14 protein-coding genes are annotated in these 18,657 nt (G+C 41.4%); 13 read left to right on the forward strand and 1 reads right to left on the reverse strand.

The annotated features are described in order from the left end of the window. Nucleotides 1–27: 27 nt before the first annotated feature. The 5 genes from BLV53_RS17660 to BLV53_RS09965 all read left to right on the forward strand — a co-directional run bounded on the left by BLV53_RS17660 (nt 28) and on the right by BLV53_RS09965 (nt 5,290). On the forward strand, nt 28–1,929 hold the full coding sequence (locus BLV53_RS17660; protein WP_330388350.1) for a flagellin N-terminal helical domain-containing protein: 1,902 nt from the start codon (nt 28–30) through the stop codon (nt 1,927–1,929). Between the two features lie 166 nt (nt 1,930–2,095). After that, on the forward strand, nt 2,096–2,620 hold the full coding sequence (locus BLV53_RS09950; RefSeq protein ID WP_090300406.1) for an adenine phosphoribosyltransferase: 525 nt from the start codon (nt 2,096–2,098) through the stop codon (nt 2,618–2,620). Between the two features lie 107 nt (nt 2,621–2,727). After that, nucleotides 2,728–3,447 carry a tRNA (N6-threonylcarbamoyladenosine(37)-N6)-methyltransferase TrmO gene (gene tsaA, locus BLV53_RS09955; protein WP_242879078.1) on the forward strand — a complete coding sequence of 240 codons (720 nt, stop codon included), beginning with the start codon at nt 2,728–2,730 and terminating at the stop codon, nt 3,445–3,447. Nucleotides 3,448–3,461: 14 nt separating this feature from the next. After that, a complete protein-coding gene (locus BLV53_RS09960) occupies nt 3,462–4,028 on the forward strand; it encodes a cytidylate kinase-like family protein (RefSeq protein WP_090300408.1) in 567 nt (188 codons plus the stop codon). After that, nucleotides 4,025–5,290 (forward strand): ATP-binding protein, encoded by a 1,266-nt coding sequence (locus BLV53_RS09965; protein WP_090300410.1) that lies wholly within the window; start codon nt 4,025–4,027, stop codon nt 5,288–5,290. The genes BLV53_RS09960 and BLV53_RS09965 overlap by 4 nt, the downstream gene beginning before the upstream one ends. Here BLV53_RS09965 and BLV53_RS09970 read toward each other — a convergent pair. Then, complete coding sequence (locus BLV53_RS09970) at nt 5,270–6,070, reverse strand: biotin--[acetyl-CoA-carboxylase] ligase (RefSeq protein ID WP_090300412.1); 801 nt, start codon at nt 6,068–6,070, stop codon at nt 5,270–5,272. The two genes, BLV53_RS09965 and BLV53_RS09970, sit on opposite strands and share 21 nt — an antisense overlap. Nucleotides 6,071–6,241: 171 nt before the next feature. Between BLV53_RS09970 and leuB the strand changes: the two genes are divergently transcribed. The 8 genes from leuB (at nt 6,242) to BLV53_RS10010 (ending at nt 18,534) form a co-directional block, all read left to right on the forward strand. Continuing rightward, a complete protein-coding gene (gene leuB, locus BLV53_RS09975) occupies nt 6,242–7,333 on the forward strand; it encodes a 3-isopropylmalate dehydrogenase (RefSeq protein ID WP_090300414.1) in 1,092 nt (363 codons plus the stop codon). Between the two features lie 128 nt (nt 7,334–7,461). After that, nucleotides 7,462–9,132, forward strand: a complete 1,671-nt coding sequence (gene ilvD, locus BLV53_RS09980) for a dihydroxy-acid dehydratase (RefSeq protein WP_090300417.1) — start codon at nt 7,462–7,464, stop codon at nt 9,130–9,132. 266 nt (nt 9,133–9,398) lie between these two features. Next, complete coding sequence (ilvB, locus tag BLV53_RS09985) at nt 9,399–11,069, forward strand: biosynthetic-type acetolactate synthase large subunit (RefSeq protein ID WP_090300419.1); 1,671 nt, start codon at nt 9,399–9,401, stop codon at nt 11,067–11,069. 4 nt (nt 11,070–11,073) lie between these two features. Beyond that, nucleotides 11,074–12,156 (forward strand): 3-phosphoserine/phosphohydroxythreonine transaminase, encoded by a 1,083-nt coding sequence (gene serC / locus BLV53_RS09990; RefSeq protein ID WP_090300421.1) that lies wholly within the window; start codon nt 11,074–11,076, stop codon nt 12,154–12,156. Then, nucleotides 12,157–13,320 carry a phosphoglycerate dehydrogenase gene (locus BLV53_RS09995; RefSeq protein ID WP_090300423.1) on the forward strand — a complete coding sequence of 388 codons (1,164 nt, stop codon included), beginning with the start codon at nt 12,157–12,159 and terminating at the stop codon, nt 13,318–13,320. A 1-nt stretch (nt 13,321) separates the two neighbouring features. Beyond that, nucleotides 13,322–14,557, forward strand: a complete 1,236-nt coding sequence (locus tag BLV53_RS10000) for a DUF1015 domain-containing protein (protein WP_090300425.1) — start codon at nt 13,322–13,324, stop codon at nt 14,555–14,557. 180 nt (nt 14,558–14,737) lie between these two features. Then, the gene (locus BLV53_RS10005; RefSeq protein WP_090300427.1) at nt 14,738–15,613 is read left to right on the forward strand and encodes a mechanosensitive ion channel family protein; all 876 of its coding nucleotides are present in this window, start codon (nt 14,738–14,740) and stop codon (nt 15,611–15,613) included. A 14-nt stretch (nt 15,614–15,627) separates the two neighbouring features. Continuing rightward, a complete protein-coding gene (locus BLV53_RS10010) occupies nt 15,628–18,534 on the forward strand; it encodes an insulinase family protein (RefSeq protein ID WP_090300429.1) in 2,907 nt (968 codons plus the stop codon). The last annotated feature ends 123 nt before the right edge of the window (nt 18,535–18,657 follow it).

The raw sequence follows: 18,657 nt of genomic DNA on the forward strand, positions 1-18,657 counted from the left end.
TAAGAGTATCTACAAGGAGGTAGAAATATGGTAGTACAACACAATATGCAGGCAGCTAATGCTTCAAGAATGTTAGGTATAACAACAACAGCACAGGGAAAGACATCTGAAAAACTTTCTTCTGGATTTAGAATTAATAGAGCAGCAGATGATGCAGCAGGTCTTTCAATTTCTGAAAAGATGAGAAAGCAGATTAGAGGTCTGGATCAGGCTTCAACAAATGCGTCAGATGGTATTTCGGCAGTACAAACTGCTGAAGGTGCTCTTACCGAAGTACATTCAATGCTTCAACGTATGAATGAGCTGGCAGTTCAGGCAGCCAATGGTACAAACAGTGGCACAGACCGTCAGTCAATCCAGGATGAAATTTATCAGTTGACAACTGAAATTGATCGTGTAGCTGAAACAACAAAATTCAACGAAACATATCTGTTAAAGGGTGCTCCAGATGGTGTAAAACTTACAAAGAATGTAAGTGCACATGACGCTGGACTTGATGGAAAGCTTGTAGGGAATGCTGTAAATGGTACATCATTGTTTACACTTAACAAGAAACTCGAAGCTGGTGACAGAGTAATGATTGGTGGCAAGGAATACAACATTGGATCTGGTAAGTCTACCGATAGCTATAGAGATGTAGCTACATTACAGTCAACAGCACTGAAGGTAGGTGACAGTGTAACAGTAGATGGAAAGACTATTACACTTACAAAAGATGTGAAGGCAACTTCTGTAATCGGCACTACGCCAGTTGTTGGTGATCAGATTATTGCTAAGGATGGTACTGTATATGAATATAAGGCAGCATCATCTGTAACTGGTGGACCTGTAGCAGGCTGGTATGACAAGTCTACATATCAAGACACTGCTTTATATGGAGCAGAAAGTCATTCAAAGGCCACAGGTCAGATTGCGCTTGATGGAGCAACATGGAAACATGCTGATGCTGCTAGTGGCTTGAATGAGTTTAAGATTGTCGATAATATTAAAGATGGTGAAAAATCAGCCTTTGGTTTGGGCAGTGGTGGAACAATCACAGCAGATAATCTTAAAGGTAGTGCTCTTGCACCTGGTGATACAGTTACACAGAGTGGTGAGGAGAAAACTGCAGTAGCTACAGCTAATGCAACAATCAATTCACTTCAAGATGTAGCCAAGGCTATTGGTGCATTAGACAACACAAAGAAAGTTACCATAAGTAATATTGATGGAACAAATTCACAACAATATAACATCGCTGAAACGGCTGACCAAGAAAACAAGGCAACAAATACCCTTACTCGTGAACACATTATAGAGCTCTTAAAGGAGGGTCAGCAGGTTGATGTAGCTGGCACTAAGATGACAGTTGCAGGAGTTGAAGCAGCAGATACATCAAAGATTTCAAAGACACGTGCTTACACATTGATGGCAGAAGAACTTCAAAAGGCATCATCTATTGGTACAGATACAGAGGCTAAAGTTACAAACAACAACGATGGTACATTCCTCATCAAGCAGGGCACAGTAAGTTACGCAAGCTCGCTAACATTTAATCTTCATGTAGGCGCTGACGCTGATATGACAAATAAGATTAATGTTGAAATCGACACTATGAACGCAGCTTACCTAGGAATCAAGAAAATCAATGTTGCAGATGATACTGGTATTTCAGCAACTTATGCAATCGATGCTATTTCAGACGCTTTAGCAAAAGTATCTGCTCAACGTTCAGCGCTTGGTGCTGTTCAGAACAGATTAGAGCACTCAATTGCTAACTTAGACAATATCGTTGAAAATTCTACTGCTGCTGAATCACGCATTCGTGATACAGATATGGCGGACACAATGGTTACATACAGCAAGAACAATATTCTTGCTCAGGCAGGCCAGTCAATGCTCGCACAAGCAAATCAGTCAACACAGGGTGTTATGTCAATACTTCAGTAACATTAGCGTGGCCAAACGCATTAGTACAAAAGGCTTCGGCCTGGTACTATCCACAAAATTGGGGTCCCTTGGGGCCCCATTTTTTCTATAATCTTAGGATACTTGAAAAGAAAATTATATGAGAGTATAATCTTAATATATATGTTTATGTTTCAAAGGAGTTACAATGAAAAAAGTAGAAGATTACATAAGAACCATTCCAGATTTCCCAGAACCAGGTATTATGTTTAGAGATGTTACAACTATTCTTCAGGATGCTGAGGGCTTCAAGCTTGCCATCGATGAGATGATAAAGCTTCTTGATGGAGTAGATTGTGATGTTATAGCAGGTGCAGAAAGCCGCGGATTTGTTTTTGGCGCACCAATTGCATATGCACTTGGCAAGCCTTTTGTACTCATTCGCAAAAAGGGCAAGCTTCCTTGCGAAACTGTTGAAAAGACTTACGATCTTGAGTATGGCACAGCAACAATTGAGATGCACAAAGATGCAGTTAAGCCAGGCCAGAAGGTCGTTATTGTAGATGACCTTATTGCTACAGGTGGTACAATCGAAGCTGCATGCGCACTTATCGAGGAACTTGGCGGCGAAGTAGCTAAAATCGTATTCCTCATGGAGCTCAAGGGGCTCAACGGTCGTGAAAAGCTCGCAAAATACGACGTAGCTTCAGTAGTTTCATACGACGGCAAATAAATAAACGTATTTAGACTAAATTTTTGGGTAGTACATCAGTTCGCGTGTGCTACCCATTTTTGATTTTTTAGTACCGCTGCCAGCTGAGAGTAGCGAGAGCGTGCCGAATGAATACATATATAGTTTTGCTGGAGTATATTATTAGCATGGAATTAACAGAGATAGCACATATAAACACAGGATTTACACAAAAATTTGGTATACCTAGACAGAGTGGATTAGTTAGTGAAATAGGCCACATCATCTTCACCCCAGAATTTAGAAACCCCACATTCATAGAGGGTATCACAGAGTATGATTATCTATGGCTTCTATGGGGCTTTTCTAAAAATAAGCAGCTATCAGGTGGCACAGTACGCCCCCCAAGGCTGGGAGGTCAAAAGCACATGGGAGTTTTTGCTACCAGGGCACCATATAGACCAAATAATATTGGTTTGTCTTCTGTAAAACTTTTAGAGGTGCAGCAGTCTGAAGAATTTGGTTCAGTGCTTGTGGTGAGTGGTGTGGACATGTTGGATGGAACACCTATTTTTGATATAAAACCCTATATCCCATATGCCGATTCTCATCCTGAAGCCAGAGGTGGATTTACAGATGATTTATCAAAGGGTATACAGGTAAAGGTTAATTTTCCAGAGGAGCAATTGCAAAAGCTTCCTGAGGAAATAAGAACATCAGCCATAGAGCTTTTGTCCCAGGATCCAAGGGCGGGCTATGACCGTGGTAAACAGCGTGATTTTAAGTTGGCTTATCACGGATTTGATATAGTATTTATAGGTAAAGAAGGAGAAATAGTAGTAACTGATGTATTAAAAACTCATGTTTAAGGAGGGGCTCATTTATGTATGATTACATTACGATTGAACGTAAATATGGTAGCGGTGGACACAGCATCGCGGAGAAACTTGCAAAGAAGTTGAACTACCGTCTGTATGATCGCGGTGTAGTTGTGGAGACCTGCAAAAGAATGGGGCTGTCTTACGACCAGGTTTCAGGTATGGATGAGCAGACACCTATAAAGGCATTTTTTAAGGCACCTGGTGAGAATCTTTCGATGGAAGAAAAGATTTTTAACACTGAGGTAGAGATTATCAGAGAAGCTGCCGAACAGCCAGGATGCATTTTTGTAGGACGTTGTGCCAGCGAAATATTAAAAGACAAGAAATGTCTTAGAGTATTCATTACAGCAGATGAGCCGTTTAGAAAGGGCAGAGCTGTTTCAGTAGAAGGCATTGAGGGAGCAAAGGCTGAGGAAGTAATGCGCAAATTTGATAAAAAGCGTGAGAAATTCTTCCAGCTTCACTCTGGAGAAAAATGGGGTTCATCAGAGTATTTTGATTTGATTCTTAATTCGGGACAGTTAGGTGAGGATGCTTGTGTGACACTGTTGGAGGCGCTGGCTAAATGAAGGTAGACGTCTTAAAAAAGATTTTAACCGATAGCCGTTCTGTTGCCATGTCAAAGCCTTGTGATGTGCGTGAATATAGCTTTGAAAATGGTGTTAATTATATTTTGGGAGGCCTTAGACGCTGTGGCAAATCTTCTATCATGTGTAATCAGGCCAGACAATTACACGATAGAGGTGTTGCTTGGGAGCAGATTTTTTATCTTGATTTTTCAGATGAATGTCTGAAAGATTTTGTGGCAGAGGAATTCGATATGCTGCTTCTGACAACACAGACCATTTCTCCAGGAAAGACGTATTTTTTCTTTGACGAGATTGCCAGAGTGGAAGGATGGGAGGAATATATCCTGAAATTTGCAAAGACTGATTCACTTGTCTATGCATCTGTCAGCAATGGTTTGCCAACTGACTCTGGAATCCAAAGCCTTATAGAAGAAGGCTTTGAGTTTATGCCTATTTATACATATAGCATAAGGGAGTATTTGCTTGCAGCCAAAATTTCCTGTGATTCTGAGTCTCTTGCAAATCCCAAAATTGCACGTCTTGCGGATGATAGCTTTAGTGAGTATCAAAGCACAGGAGGCTTTCCATTTTCTGGTTCGTATTTACGTAAGAGGGACTATATTGAAGGCATTTTACAGAACGAAATATTGAGTGGGGCTATTGCCCATAATGAAATTAGAAATACCATGGGCTTTAGATTGATTCTCAAGAAAATGGCTGAAAATATTGGAGTGGAGCTGTCAAATCAAAAGCTTCATAGCCAAGTAGCCACTGCTGGGGTGGTGCTTTCGCGAGATGATTTTATGGATTACGTGGATTATGCCAAATCATCTTTTATAGTATTTTCCATAGATAATCATTACGCAAAAATTACTCCTGACAAGAACAGTGTGCCTAAATATTTCTTTACAGACGTGGGACTTTTGAACCAGGTAAGTATGCAAAATGATGTTGTATTATTAAAAAATATAGTTGCAGTTCAGCTAAAACGTAAATACGGTAATGATTTAGAATACTATAAATCAGGACAGCTGAATGTGGCAGTTGATTTTTATATTGAAAGCGAAGGACTGGCAATTATAGTGATTAATTATTTCCAAGGTCTTGAGCGAAAAAAAGGAATAACCAGCTTTGAGGTGTTAAAATCAAAACATCCAGAAATCACTAAGTTTTTAGTGCTGACAAAGTCACAGGAAGAAATAGAGGAGACTCCAAATATAAAGGTTCAGATTCTTCCTGTATTAAAATATCTTTTGAGCTAATAATTGATTAATTATTTCCGCTGCCAGTTGATTTTTTGTAACGGTGCTTGCACCAGGCGCAAAAATGCTGGCGGCGATTTCTTTTATATCGGTAGGAAATGAATTGATATCAGAATCAAAATTTATGCCAATTCCTACAACAATCCACTGTACATCCCCAGTTTCAAATTCAGTTCCTGCCTCGGTGAGGATTCCACATATCTTTTTTTTATCTATAAATAAATCGTTGATAGGCTTGATGTATGGTGTAAGCCCAGTGAGCTCATTTATGGCAGAACAAACTGAGCCACCAGTGGCTGTAGTAATTTCATCAGGCACCAAAGTCTTAAGATGTTCTGGTCTAAGCAAAATACTCATATAAAGCCCACCTTTAGGTGAATAAAAACTATGATCTCTGCGACCGCGACCTTCGGTTTGTTCAGAGGAAATAATCAAAGTTCCATGAGCTGCTCCAGTGATAGCCAGCTCTTTTGCAATACGATTAGTAGAATTAATAGTATCGTATATACGGATTAAATCAGTCTGATTTGAATACAATGCTTTTGCCGTCGGTTTTAGATAAGATAATATTCCAGCAGCAGATAAAATGTCATTTCCACTAGCCAGCATATATCCTTTGTTGCTGATAGCATCTATTGAATATCCATTTTTCCTAAGCTCATTTATTGCCTTCCAAATGGCGTTCCTAGAGAGCCCAAGCGCATTTGCCATTGCAGCACCTGATGTATAAGTATCTTTATTGTTTTCTAGAAATTCCAGTACTTTATCTTTTGAACTCATTTTCACCTCTGTTTAACACTTTAATGTAGTAAAGTTTACTAACACTCCAAATTTATTTTAGAAGTATTTAGGCTATTTTGTCAAAGATAAGAAAAAAGACTTAGCCTTCTTGAATTTCACGCTTTACTGTATTAAACTGTTTAAAATAGTTTTAATAGGGAAGGATTTATTATGACTTATAATGTAGGCGTAATTAAAGGAGACGGAATTGGTCCAGAGGTTGTTACCGAGGCGGTTAAGGTGCTTGATGCTGTAGGAACAAAATTTGGTCATCAATTCAATTACACAGAAATTCTTATGGGTGGTTGCTCTATCGATGCCACAGGTGAGCCACTGACAGATGAAGCTATTGCAGCAGCTAAAGCTTCAGATGCTGTGTTGATGGGTTCAATCGGTGGCAACACATCTACAAGCCCATGGTACAAGCTTCCTGCTGACAAGCGTCCAGAGGCAGGCCTTCTAAAACTAAGAAAGAGCCTTGGGCTTTTCGCAAATCTTCGTCCAGCATACCTATACAAGGAATTAAAGGAAGCGTGCCCACTTAGAGATGACATCATCGGCGAAGGCTTTGACATGATGATTATGCGTGAGCTTACAGGAGGTCTTTATTTCGGTGAGCGTTCCACAGTAGAAGAGGATGGTCAGCTTGTGGCAAGAGATAGCCTAACATACAGCGAAGGTGAGATTCGCCGTATTGCAAAACGTGGTTTCGACATTGCTATGAAGCGTCGCAAAAAGGTCACATCTGTAGACAAGGCAAACGTTCTTGATTCCTCACGACTTTGGAGAAAGGTCGTGGAAGAGGTGGCAAAGGACTATCCTGAGGTTACATATGAGCACATGCTTGTGGACAACTGTGCAATGCAGCTTGTTAAAAATCCAGGACAGTTTGATGTCATTCTTACTGAGAACATGTTTGGAGATATTTTATCTGATGAAGCATCAATGGTTACCGGTTCCATCGGAATGCTTTCGTCAGCTTCCCTAAATGATACAAAATTCGGTCTTTATGAGCCATCTGGAGGCAGTGCACCTGACATCGCAGGACAGGGCATTGCCAATCCTATAGCTACAATTCTTTCAGCAGCCATGATGCTTCGCTACAGCTTCGATTTAGATGCTGAAGCAGCAGCTATCGAAAATGCGGTAAAAAAAGTTCTTGAGGACGGCTATCGCACCATCGACATCATGCCACGTGGCGATGAGGTCGTGACACAGGTCGGTACAGTGCAGATGGGAGATTTAATCGTAGAGAGATTATAAAAGGCTTCCCCCCCCTTGGGGGAAGCTGTCACCGCAGGTGACGGATGAGGGCATGTACATACGACCCTCATCCGTCTGCTTCGCAGCCACCTTCCCCCAGAGGGGGAAGGCTTTGAAAGGAGTCAAAAATGAGAAGTGATAACGCAAGAGCTGGCATGCAGCAAGCTCCAGCTCGTTCTTTGTTTAACGCTTTAGGTTTCACACCTGAAGAAATGAAAAAGCCAATGGTAGGTATCGTATCTTCGTATAATGAAATCGTACCAGGCCATATGAATATTGATAAAATCGTGGATGCCGTAAAGTTAGGTGTAGCCGAGGCAGGCGGTGTTCCAGTAGTGTTCCCAGCTATCGCTGTTTGTGACGGTATTGCAATGGGACATATAGGAATGAAATATTCCCTTGTAACACGTGATTTGATTGCTGATTCTACAGAGTGTATGGCACTTGCTCATCAGTTTGATGCACTTGTTATGGTACCAAACTGTGACAAAAACGTACCAGGACTTCTTATGGCAGCAGCAAGACTTGACCTTCCTACAGTATTTGTATCAGGTGGTCCTATGCTTGCAGGTCATGTGGGAGGTCAGAAGCGTTCACTTTCATCTATGTTTGAGGCAGTCGGCGCACATGCCGCTGGCAACATGACAGAGGATGAAGTTGAAAATTTCGTAGAAAATGTATGTCCAACCTGCGGAAGCTGTTCAGGTATGTATACAGCTAATTCCATGAACTGTCTTACAGAGGCACTTGGAATGGGCCTCCGTGGAAATGGTACAATCCCAGCTGTTTATTCAGAAAGAATTCGTCTTGCAAAGCATGCAGGTATGGCAGTTATGGATATGTACAATAAGGGCATCACAGCTCGTCAGATTATGACAAAGGAAGCTGTTTTAAATGCTCTTACAGTAGATATGGCACTTGGATGCTCTACAAACTCAATGCTTCATTTGCCAGCTATTGCTCACGAAATCGGTTTTGATTTTGACATCGAATTTGCAAATCCTATTTCTGAAAAGACACCAAATCTTTGTCACCTTGCTCCAGCAGGTCCTACATACATGGAGGATTTAAATGAAGCAGGCGGTGTTTGGGCTGTTATGAAAGAGCTTGCAGATATAGGACTTCTAAATACAGACTGTATGACAGTTACAGGAAAGACAGTGGGAGAGAATATCGCAAATGCGGTAAACAGAAATCCAGAGGTAATCAGGCCTGTGGATAATCCATATACAAAGACTGGTGGTCTTGCAGTACTTAAAGGAAATCTTGCACCAGACGGTTCAGTAGTAAAGCGCAGTGCAGTAGTTCCAGAGATGCTCGTTCATGAAGGACCAGCCAGAGTATTTGATAGCGAGGAAGATGCAATCGCAGCCATCAAGGGTGGCAAAATCGTTGAAGGCGACGTAGTCGTTATTCGCTACGAAGGTCCAAAGGGTGGCCCTGGTATGAGAGAGATGCTTAACCCTACATCTGCAATCGCAGGTATGGGACTTGGTTCATCAGTAGCCCTTATCACAGATGGTCGTTTCTCAGGTGCCAGTCGTGGAGCTTCTATCGGACACGTTTCACCAGAAGCAGCCGTAGGTGGTCCAATCGCACTTGTTGAAGAAGGCGACATCATCGCCATCGACATTCCAAACTACACCATGACACTAAAGGTTTCCGACGAAGAGCTCGCAGCGCGTAAAGCAAAATGGCAGCCACGTGAACCACGCGTCACCACAGGCTATCTTCGCCGCTACGCAGCTCAGGTAACCAGCGGAAATCGCGGTGCGATTCTTCGTACACCAGAATTGTAATACTTTAGTTACGACTACAAGTATTATATTGCACTTTTAATCTATTGATTATTTACATGAGTAATATAATAGATTGTTATCTATCAGCTCATAGATGAGCCTGTAGCTGTCAAGGCTGTGTGTCACTTTTTGAGGAGTATAGCGATAAAGTGACATCAAATAAATTTGATGTCAGGAGGCTTTAGCCGACGATAGCGATTTCAAAAAGTGATACACAGACTTGATAGCGTAACAGGCGGACTAGGAAATGTGAGAAAGGTAAAGATATGTTATTAAGTGGTTCAGAGATAATTATAGAGTGTTTAAAAGAACAAGGGGTAGACACTGTATTCGGCTACCCAGGTGGTGCGATTCTTAATCTCTACGATGAGCTTTACAAGCACAGCGATGAGATTCACCATGTGCTTACCAGCCACGAGCAGGGCGCAGCCCACGCAGCAGATGGCTATGCCCGTTCAACAGGAAAAGTTGGTGTTTGCTTTGCAACTTCAGGTCCTGGTGCAACTAATCTTGTAACAGGTATCGCCACAGCTCACATGGATTCAGTTCCAATGGTGGCTATCACCTGCAACGTTACACTTCCTCTTTTAGGAAAGGATTCCTTCCAGGAGATAGATATAGCAGGCATCACAATGCCTATCACAAAGCATAATTTTATTGTTAAGGATGTAAAGGATTTGGCAGAGACTATCCGTCGCGCTTTTCTTATTGCAAAAAGCGGCAGACCAGGTCCTGTACTTATTGATGTGCCAAAGGATATTACAGCGCCAAACAATAAATACGAATACATGCCAATGAAACCAATTCCTACAGGTCGTGTTAAAAAGAGTATCACCGAGGATGCGTTAAATGAGGCTGTAAAGCTTATTAAAAAGGCTAAAAAGCCTGTGATTTTCGTAGGTGGTGGCGCAGTTCTAGCTAATGCAGCAAAGGATTTAAAGAAATTTGTTGATTTGGTAGATGCACCTGTTTGCGACACACTTATGGGAAAGGGCGCTTTCAATGGTACAGATGAAAGATACCTTGGGATGCTTGGCATGCATGGCTCAAAGGCTTCAAATCTTTCTGTATCAGATTGTGATTTGCTTATAGCAGTTGGTACCAGATTTTCAGACAGAGTGCTTGGCAACCCAGAAAAATTCGCAAGCAATGCCAAGATTCTTCAGTTTGATGTAGACCCAGCTGAAATCAATAAAAATATCATGACAGACCATGCAGTGGTAGGTGACGTTAAAGAGACACTTTCACGCATCAACAAAATGCTAGATCAGCAAAGCCACGCTACATGGGTTAAAAATTGTCAAAAGCTTTCTGAAAAATATCCTCTTACAGTTCCAGCAGAGGGACTTTCGGGCCAGTATATTGTGGCAGAAACCTATCGCCAGACAAAGGGCGATGCAATCATCACTACAGAGGTGGGACAGCATCAGATGTGGGCTGCACAGTTCTACAAATTTAAAAAGCCACATCAGCTTCTTACATCAGGTGGACTTGGAACCATGGGTTACGGTCTTGGCGCTGCAATCGGTGCAAAGACAGGAAATCCAGACAAGACAGTCATCAACATCGCAGGAGATGGTTGCTTTAGAATGAACATGAATGAATTGGCAACAGCGGCGAGAGAAAAGTTGCCAATCATAGAAATAGTTGTCAACAACCACGTGCTTGGTATGGTTAGACAATGGCAAACAATTTTCTACGGAAAACGCTATTCCGCAACTGTGCTTGATGATGGCGTGGATTATGTCAAGTTGGCTGAGGCAATGGGCGCAACAGGAGTAAGGGTTACATCTCAGGACGAGTTTAAATCCGCATTGTCGGAGGCACTTCGATCCGAGAAGCCTGTGCTTATTGACTGTATCATCAATTCAGATGACAAAGTATGGCCAATGGTAGCACCGGGAGCACCTATTAATGAGTTTTTCGAGGAGGATTAATGAAATGAGCAGAGTTTACAATTTTAGTGCAGGTCCAGCAGTATTGCCTGAGGAGGTTTTAAGAGAGGCAGCTGATGAGATGCTTGATTATAAGGGCTGTGGTATGTCCGTAATGGAGATGAGCCACCGTTCAAAGGTATTTGATGAGATTATCAAGGATGCTGAGGCAGATATCAGAACACTTATGAACATCCCTGACAATTACAAGGTACTTTTCCTTCAGGGTGGAGCTTCACAGCAGTTTGCAGCTATCCCTATGAACCTTATGAAAAATAGAAAAGCTGGTTATATCATCACAGGCCAGTGGGCAAAGAAGGCTTTCCAGGAAGCAAAGATGTATGGCGAGGCAGTAGAGCTTGCATCTTCAGCAGATGAGACCTTCAGCTATATTCCAGATTGTTCAGACCTTCCTATCACAGATGATATGGATTATGTATATATCTGTGAGAACAATACTATCTACGGCACAAAGTTTAAGACTCTTCCAAATACAAAGGGGAAAGATTTGGTTGCAGACGTTAGCTCATGCTTCCTTTCTGAGCCAGTTGATGTGACAAAGTACGGCATCATCTATGGTGGTGTTCAGAAGAACGTTGGACCAGCTGGTATGGTTATCGTAATCATCCGTGAGGACCTTATCCGTGATGATGTACTTGAAGGCACACCAACAATGCTTAAGTACAAGACTCAGGCAGATAATGACAGCCTTTATAACACACCACCATGCTACGATATCTACATCTGTGGCAAGGTATTCAAGTGGCTTCTAAAAAACGGTGGCCTTTCAGCTATGAAGGAGCTCAACGAGAAGAAGGCTAAGATTTTATATGATTACCTTGATTCTTCAAAGCTTTTCAAGGGTACAGTAAGAAAAGAGGACCGTTCGCTTATGAACGTACCATTTGTTACAGGCAACGAAGAGCTTGATGCTAAATTTGTTAAAGAGGCAACTGCAGCTGGTTTTGTAAACCTTAAGGGTCACAGAACTGTTGGTGGTATGCGCGCATCTATCTACAACGCAATGCCAATCGAAGGTGTTGAGAAGCTCGTAGAGTTTATGAAGAAGTTTGAGGAGGAAAATGCATAAATGTTTACTTACAATTGCTTAAATCCAATTTCAGATAAAGGTTTAGTTAACTTTTCTACAGACTACAAAAAGGTAGAGACAATCGGTGACGCAGATGCCTGCCTCGTTCGTTCAGCAGCTATGCACGATATGGAGCTTGGTAACAAGCTTGCATGTATCGCAAGAGCAGGTGCAGGAGTTAACAACATTCCTCTTGATAAATGTGCAGAGGAAGGTATCGTAGTTTTCAACACACCAGGAGCAAATGCAAATGGTGTTAAGGAGCTTGTTTTTGCAGGAATGCTTCTTGCATCTCGTGATATCGTAGGAGGTATCAACTGGGTTCTTGAAAATCAGGGAGATGAAAACATCGGCAAAACTGCAGAAAAGGCTAAGAAGGCTTTTGCAGGAACTGAAATTGCAGGCAAAAAGCTTGGTGTTATCGGACTTGGAGCCATCGGTGTAAAGGTGGCAAATGACGCTACACATCTTGGCATGGAAGTACTTGGCTACGACCCATACATTTCTGTAAATGCAGCTTGGAACCTTTCACGCAACGTAAAGCATGTTACTAACGTAGAGGATATCTATAAGGAATGTGATTTCATCACTGTTCATGTACCACTTCTTGATGCTACAAAGGGTATGATTAATAAAGAAGCTGTTCAGATGATGAAGAAGGGCGTTGTTATCCTTAACTTTGCCCGTGATCTTCTTGTTGATGAAAAGGCTGTAATCGATGGTATCGAAGCAGGCAAGGTTCGTCACTACGTTACAGATTTTGCAAATCCTACAACAGCAGGCAAAAAGGGCGTTATCTGCACACCTCACCTTGGTGCGTCTACAGAGGAAGCAGAGGATAACTGTGCAGTTATGGCTGTAAAGGAAATCATGGATTATATGGAAAATGGAAACATCATCCATTCTGTAAATTATCCTGATTGTGATATGGGTGTATGTACAGCAGAATCTCGTGTAGCTATCCTTCACAAGAATAAGGCAGGTCTTATTGCAAGCTTTACCACAATCTTATCTAAAGAAAATGTCAACGTAGATGACATGACAAATAAGAGCCGTGGCGACTATGCATACACACTTCTTGATCTTGGAAGCAAGCTTACTGATGCTGTAGTTGAAGAAATTAAAAATGTAGATGGAGTAATCAAAGTTAGGGTGGTTAAATAAAATGGCACATGTGATACCATTTAAAGCGATTCGTCCATCAAGAGAAGAGGCTGCTATTATAGCAGCCCTTCCTTATGATGTGTATAATCGCAAAGAAGCATACGAGAAGGTAAAAGAGCAGCCAGGTTCATTCCTTGCAATAGACAGGCCTGAGACACAGTTTTCAGAGGATGTGGATATGTACTCAGATGAGGTTTATTTAAAGGCTGCAGAAATGTTAAATAACTGGATTGAAAAGGGGCGATTCATCCAGGACAATGAAGAATTCTATTACGTGTACGAGCTTACTATGGATGGTCGTTCACAAACAGGAATTGTGGCAGCGGCATCCATTGATGACTATGCAAATTCAGTGATTAAAAAGCATGAAAATACCAGAGCAGAAAAGGAGCAGGATAGAATCCGCCATGTGGATACCTGTAGCGCTCAAACTGGTCCGATTTTCTTAGCCTATAAAGCTGATGAGACAATCACTGGAATTGTCGAAAAAGCAAAGACCAGAAATCCAATCTATGATTTTACAGCGGAGGATGGAATTAGTCATCGCTGCTGGATTATAGATGATATGATGAGCAGAGCTTTGATAGCTACTGCTTTTGAAAAAATGGAAAGCATCTATATTGCGGATGGTCACCATCGTGCCGCCAGCGCAGTAAAGGTGGGAATGAAGCGAAGAGAGGAAAATCCAGGCTACACAGGTCATGAAGATTTCAACTTTTTTTTGTCAGTACTTTTTCCAGATGACGAATTAAAAATCTATGATTACAATCGTGTGGTCAAGGATTTGAATGGACTTGCACTAGAGGAATTCCTTGAGGAATTAGATAGCATTGTTGATATTATTGAAACCTCAGAAGCTCCAATCAGACCTGCTAAAAAAGGTCAGTGGGCTATGCTTTTAGACTCCACCTGGTATTTGTGTCAGGTAAAAAGCGAGCTTCTTATAGATGACCCAGTGGAAGGGCTTGATGTATCATTACTTCAAAATTTAATTCTTGAGCCTCTTCTTGGAATTGAAGATCCAAAGACAGATGAAAGAATTGATTTTGTCGGAGGTATCAGAGGTCTTGATGAATTAGAACGTAGATGCCAGACAGATAGTAAAATAGCCTTTGCTATGTATCCAACCAGCATTGCAGAACTTTTTGCAGTTGCAGATGCAGGACTTTTAATGCCACCAAAGAGCACTTGGTTTGAGCCTAAGCTTAGGAGTGGGCTTTTTATACATAAGATATAAAATAGAATATACATATAGAGAACACCTCATCCGCCCTTCGGGCACCTTCCCCTCAAGGGGAAGGCAAAAAAGAAGGCTTCCCCTTGAGGGGAAGCTGTCAGCGCAGCTGACTGATGAGGTGTTTTTTTTGCGCATTTATGCTATACTTAATCAGATTGTAAAAAACTGGAGGCAATTATTTTGGAACCAATTACAGATACAGTTACAGCGGAAGAGCTAGTTCAAGATATACAAAAAGGAGTGCTTCAACGACAGATAGAAGCCATGATTCCAAAATTTTGGAGCTTTTTGTGGTGTATAGTCCTTGCGTTAGTGGTATTTTTCATAGGCACTAAAATCATAAAGGGAATAATCAAGCTTTTCCACAAAGCCATGGACCTTCGTGATTTTGATGCAGGCGTAGAGACCTTCTTAGAGTCGGTTATCAGATGGATATGCTATATCATCCTTTTTACCATTATTTTAGGCTTATTTGGCGTGACTACCACATCCATTTCAGCAGCGGTAGCAGGTCTTGGTGTCACTATTGGTCTTGCCTTACAGGGGGCACTTTCAAACTTCGCAGGTGGTATACTCATTCTTCTCATGCACCCATTCAGAGTGGGTGATTACATCATCGAGCATGCCACAGGCCAGGAAGGTGTTGTAGAAAAGATTAATATCATCTACACCACACTTAAAATGATAGATGGTCGTATGGTTCAGATTCCAAACGGCACACTTTCATCAGCATCTCTCATTAATTGCACATCTGTAACACGCAGAATGTTCAATGAAACAGTTGGCATCAGCTACGATAGCGATATTAAAAAGGCTAAAAAAATTATGCATGAAATCGCTGAAAAGCAGGACCATCTGATTACATCAGAGCCAATAAAGGTCTTCGTGGCAGAGCTTGCTGACAGCTCAGTACAGATTGGTCTTAGATTTTGGGTTGAGACCGAATACTACTGGCAGACAAAATGGGACGTGCTTGAAGAAATCAAAAACAGATTTGACAAGGAACACGTGGAAATCTGCTTTAATCAGCTTGATGTACACATAAAAGAAAAGTAATTTAGAGGTTTTTAATGAATAAATCATACGAATTATTAAAGGAAGAAAAGCTTGAGGGACTTGATTCTCTCGGATTTATTTTCGAACACAAAAAGACAAAGGCTAGGATTTGTTTCATCTCAAATGATGATCCAAACAAAGTCTTTTATATTGGATTTAGGACTCCACCAAAGGACTCCACAGGTGTGGCTCACATCGTAGAGCACACAGTATTATGCGGCTCAGACAAATATCCTGTTAAGGACCCATTTGTTGAGCTGGTAAAGGGAAGTCTTAACACCTTCCTTAACGCAATCACATATCCTGACAAGACGGTCTATCCTATCGCCAGCACCAACGATGCTGACTATATGAATCTTATCGATGTCTACATGGATGCTGTATTCCATCCAAATATCTACAAATATCGTGAGATATTTGAGCAGGAGGGCTGGCACTATGAAATGGAAAATGAGGACAGTGACCTTACTATAAACGGTGTAGTTTACAACGAGATGAAGGGAGCATTTTCGTCACCAGATGATGTGCTCAACCGTCAGATTTTAAACTCATTGTTCCCAGATACCACTTATGCTATTGAGTCAGGCGGTGACCCAAAGGATATCCCATCACTTACTTATGAGGATTTCCTTGCTTTCCATAGCAAATATTATCATCCTAGCAATTCATACATCTATGTTTACGGTGATGTGGACATCGATGAATTATTAGAGTACTTAGACACTAAATATCTCCGCCATTACGACTATCTTGAGGTTGATTCTGAAATTCAGCTTCAGAAGCCTTTTGACAAGCCTGTTGAGATGACCTTTGATTATCCAATTGCATCAGACCAGGATCCGGAGGACAGCACATATCTTTCATACAATGTCTGCATAGGTGATGTGCTTGACCCTAACATGTACAGAGCCTTTGATATTTTAAATTATGCCCTCGTATCTGCACCAGGAGCGCCACTTTATCAGGCTCTTATCGACGCCAATATCGCGGAGGATGTAGAGTGTTCATTCGAGGCTTCACAGCGTCAGATGTATTTCAGCATTGTAGCTCGTGGCGCCAATGAAAGAGATAAACAGCGTTTTGTCGATACTATAGAAAATACTCTTAAGGCTGAAATCAAAAAGGGAATTGATAAAAAGACACTTTTTGCTTCTATTAATGCAGAGCAATTTAGAGCGAGAGAGCTTGATTTCGGTAGCGCACCAAAGGGACTTATCATTGGTCTGCAGCTCCTTGATAGCTGGCTTTATGACAAGAATCAGCCATTCCTTCATCTGCACGCAGTAGAGATTTTAGATAAAATCAAAACAAGAGTTGAAAATGGCTTATTTGATTACATTGCAGATGTTTATCTGCTTTCAAACAATCATAAATCAATCGTCACTCTAAGACCAAAGCAGGGCATGACCAGCTCAGATGATAAAGAGCTTAAGGAACGTCTCGCTAAGCTTAAATCTGAAATGACACCAGAGCAGATAAAGGAGGTTGTAGAACATACAGCCTACCTCAAGGAATATCAGGAGACACCAAGCTCAAAGAAGGATTTAGCAAAAATCCCAATGCTTTCCAGATTTGATTTGACCAGAGAGGCCAGACCAATCGACCTTGAGGTGTTTGATGAGGATGGAACCACTGTCCTTCATCACAAGCTCAGCACCAATGGAATCCATTATTTTAACATGGTATTTGATATTTCAGATATTTCACTTGAGTGGGTTCCATATGTTTCAATGCTGGAACGTTTCCTTGGCTTGCTCGACACTAAAAATTACAGTTATACAGATTTCACTAATGAAATGTATTTGCACACTGGAGGTATAACCACCAATTCATCAATACATGAGGTATATCATTCTAAAGATGATTTTAAGATGACCTTCCAGGTTCGTTCAAAATTCATATATGACGAGGCTGATGCCGCAATTAATTTGGCTCTTGAGATGATGCTCAATACAGATTTTTCAGACGAGAAGCGCCTAAAGGAGCTTATTGTAGCTGAAAAGTCTCACCTTGAATCTATTTTAAGTGCCCGAGGCAATCAGATAGCAGCCACAAGAGCACGACTCGGAATCTCAAAGAAGGCCAATTTCACAGAGGCTGGTAGTGGCTTAAGCTTTTACCGTTTCCTCGTCGATTTAGAGGAAAACTTTGACGCTAAAAAATCTGAGACTATTGAAAAGCTAAATCAGCTTTGTAGAATAATTTTCTCACAGGATAGATTAATTGTTTCTTCAACAGGAAAACGCGAGGTACTTAGCCAGACAAGACGACTTGTTGATGAAATCAGACCAAAGCTTTCTGATGAGAAATACGTATTTGAAAAGACAGTATTTGCTCCACATAACGTGCGTGAAGCCTTAAAGGATGCTTCCCAGATTCAATATGTTGCAATGGCTGGAAATTTTGTTTCTGAGGGCTTTGAATACAACGGAACATATAGAATTCTTAACACCATTTTAGGTTACGACTATTTCTGGATTAAAGTTAGAGTCCAGGGAGGAGCATACGGTTGTAACATGAGCGCAGGACGCCAAGGTGATTTAGTATTCGTATCCTACCGTGATCCAAATCTTGCAGAAACCATCAAGGTTTTCGAGGAGACAGGAGAGTACTTAAGAAACTTCGACGCTGATGATAGAGATATGACAAAATACATCATCGGAACCATCAGTGGAATGGACACACCACTTACCCCATCCCAGCGTGGAATCAGAGGTCTTAATGCATACCTTTCAGGTATGACCTACGAAGACATCCAAAAGAACCGTAACGAAGTCTTAGATGCCACCGTAGAAGACATAAGAGCCCTTGCAGCCCCAATAGAAGCTGCCATAGCTCAGCGCAACATCTGCGTAGTAGGCAACGAAGACGCCATCGAAAGAAATCGTAACCTTTTCGACAACGTCGAAAGCCTATATTAAACAAGCGTACTCACACCGAACCTAATTTTTGCCCCAAAACGTACGCAAATAGAACACCTATCAAATTTAAATGAGCCTGTAGCTGTCAATGATAGCTGCCCATTTTTGAGGAGTATAACAAAG

It is taken from the genome of Pseudobutyrivibrio sp. ACV-2 (assembly GCF_900107545.1).
In the GTDB taxonomy this organism is placed as follows: Bacteria; Bacillota; Clostridia; order Lachnospirales; family Lachnospiraceae; genus Pseudobutyrivibrio.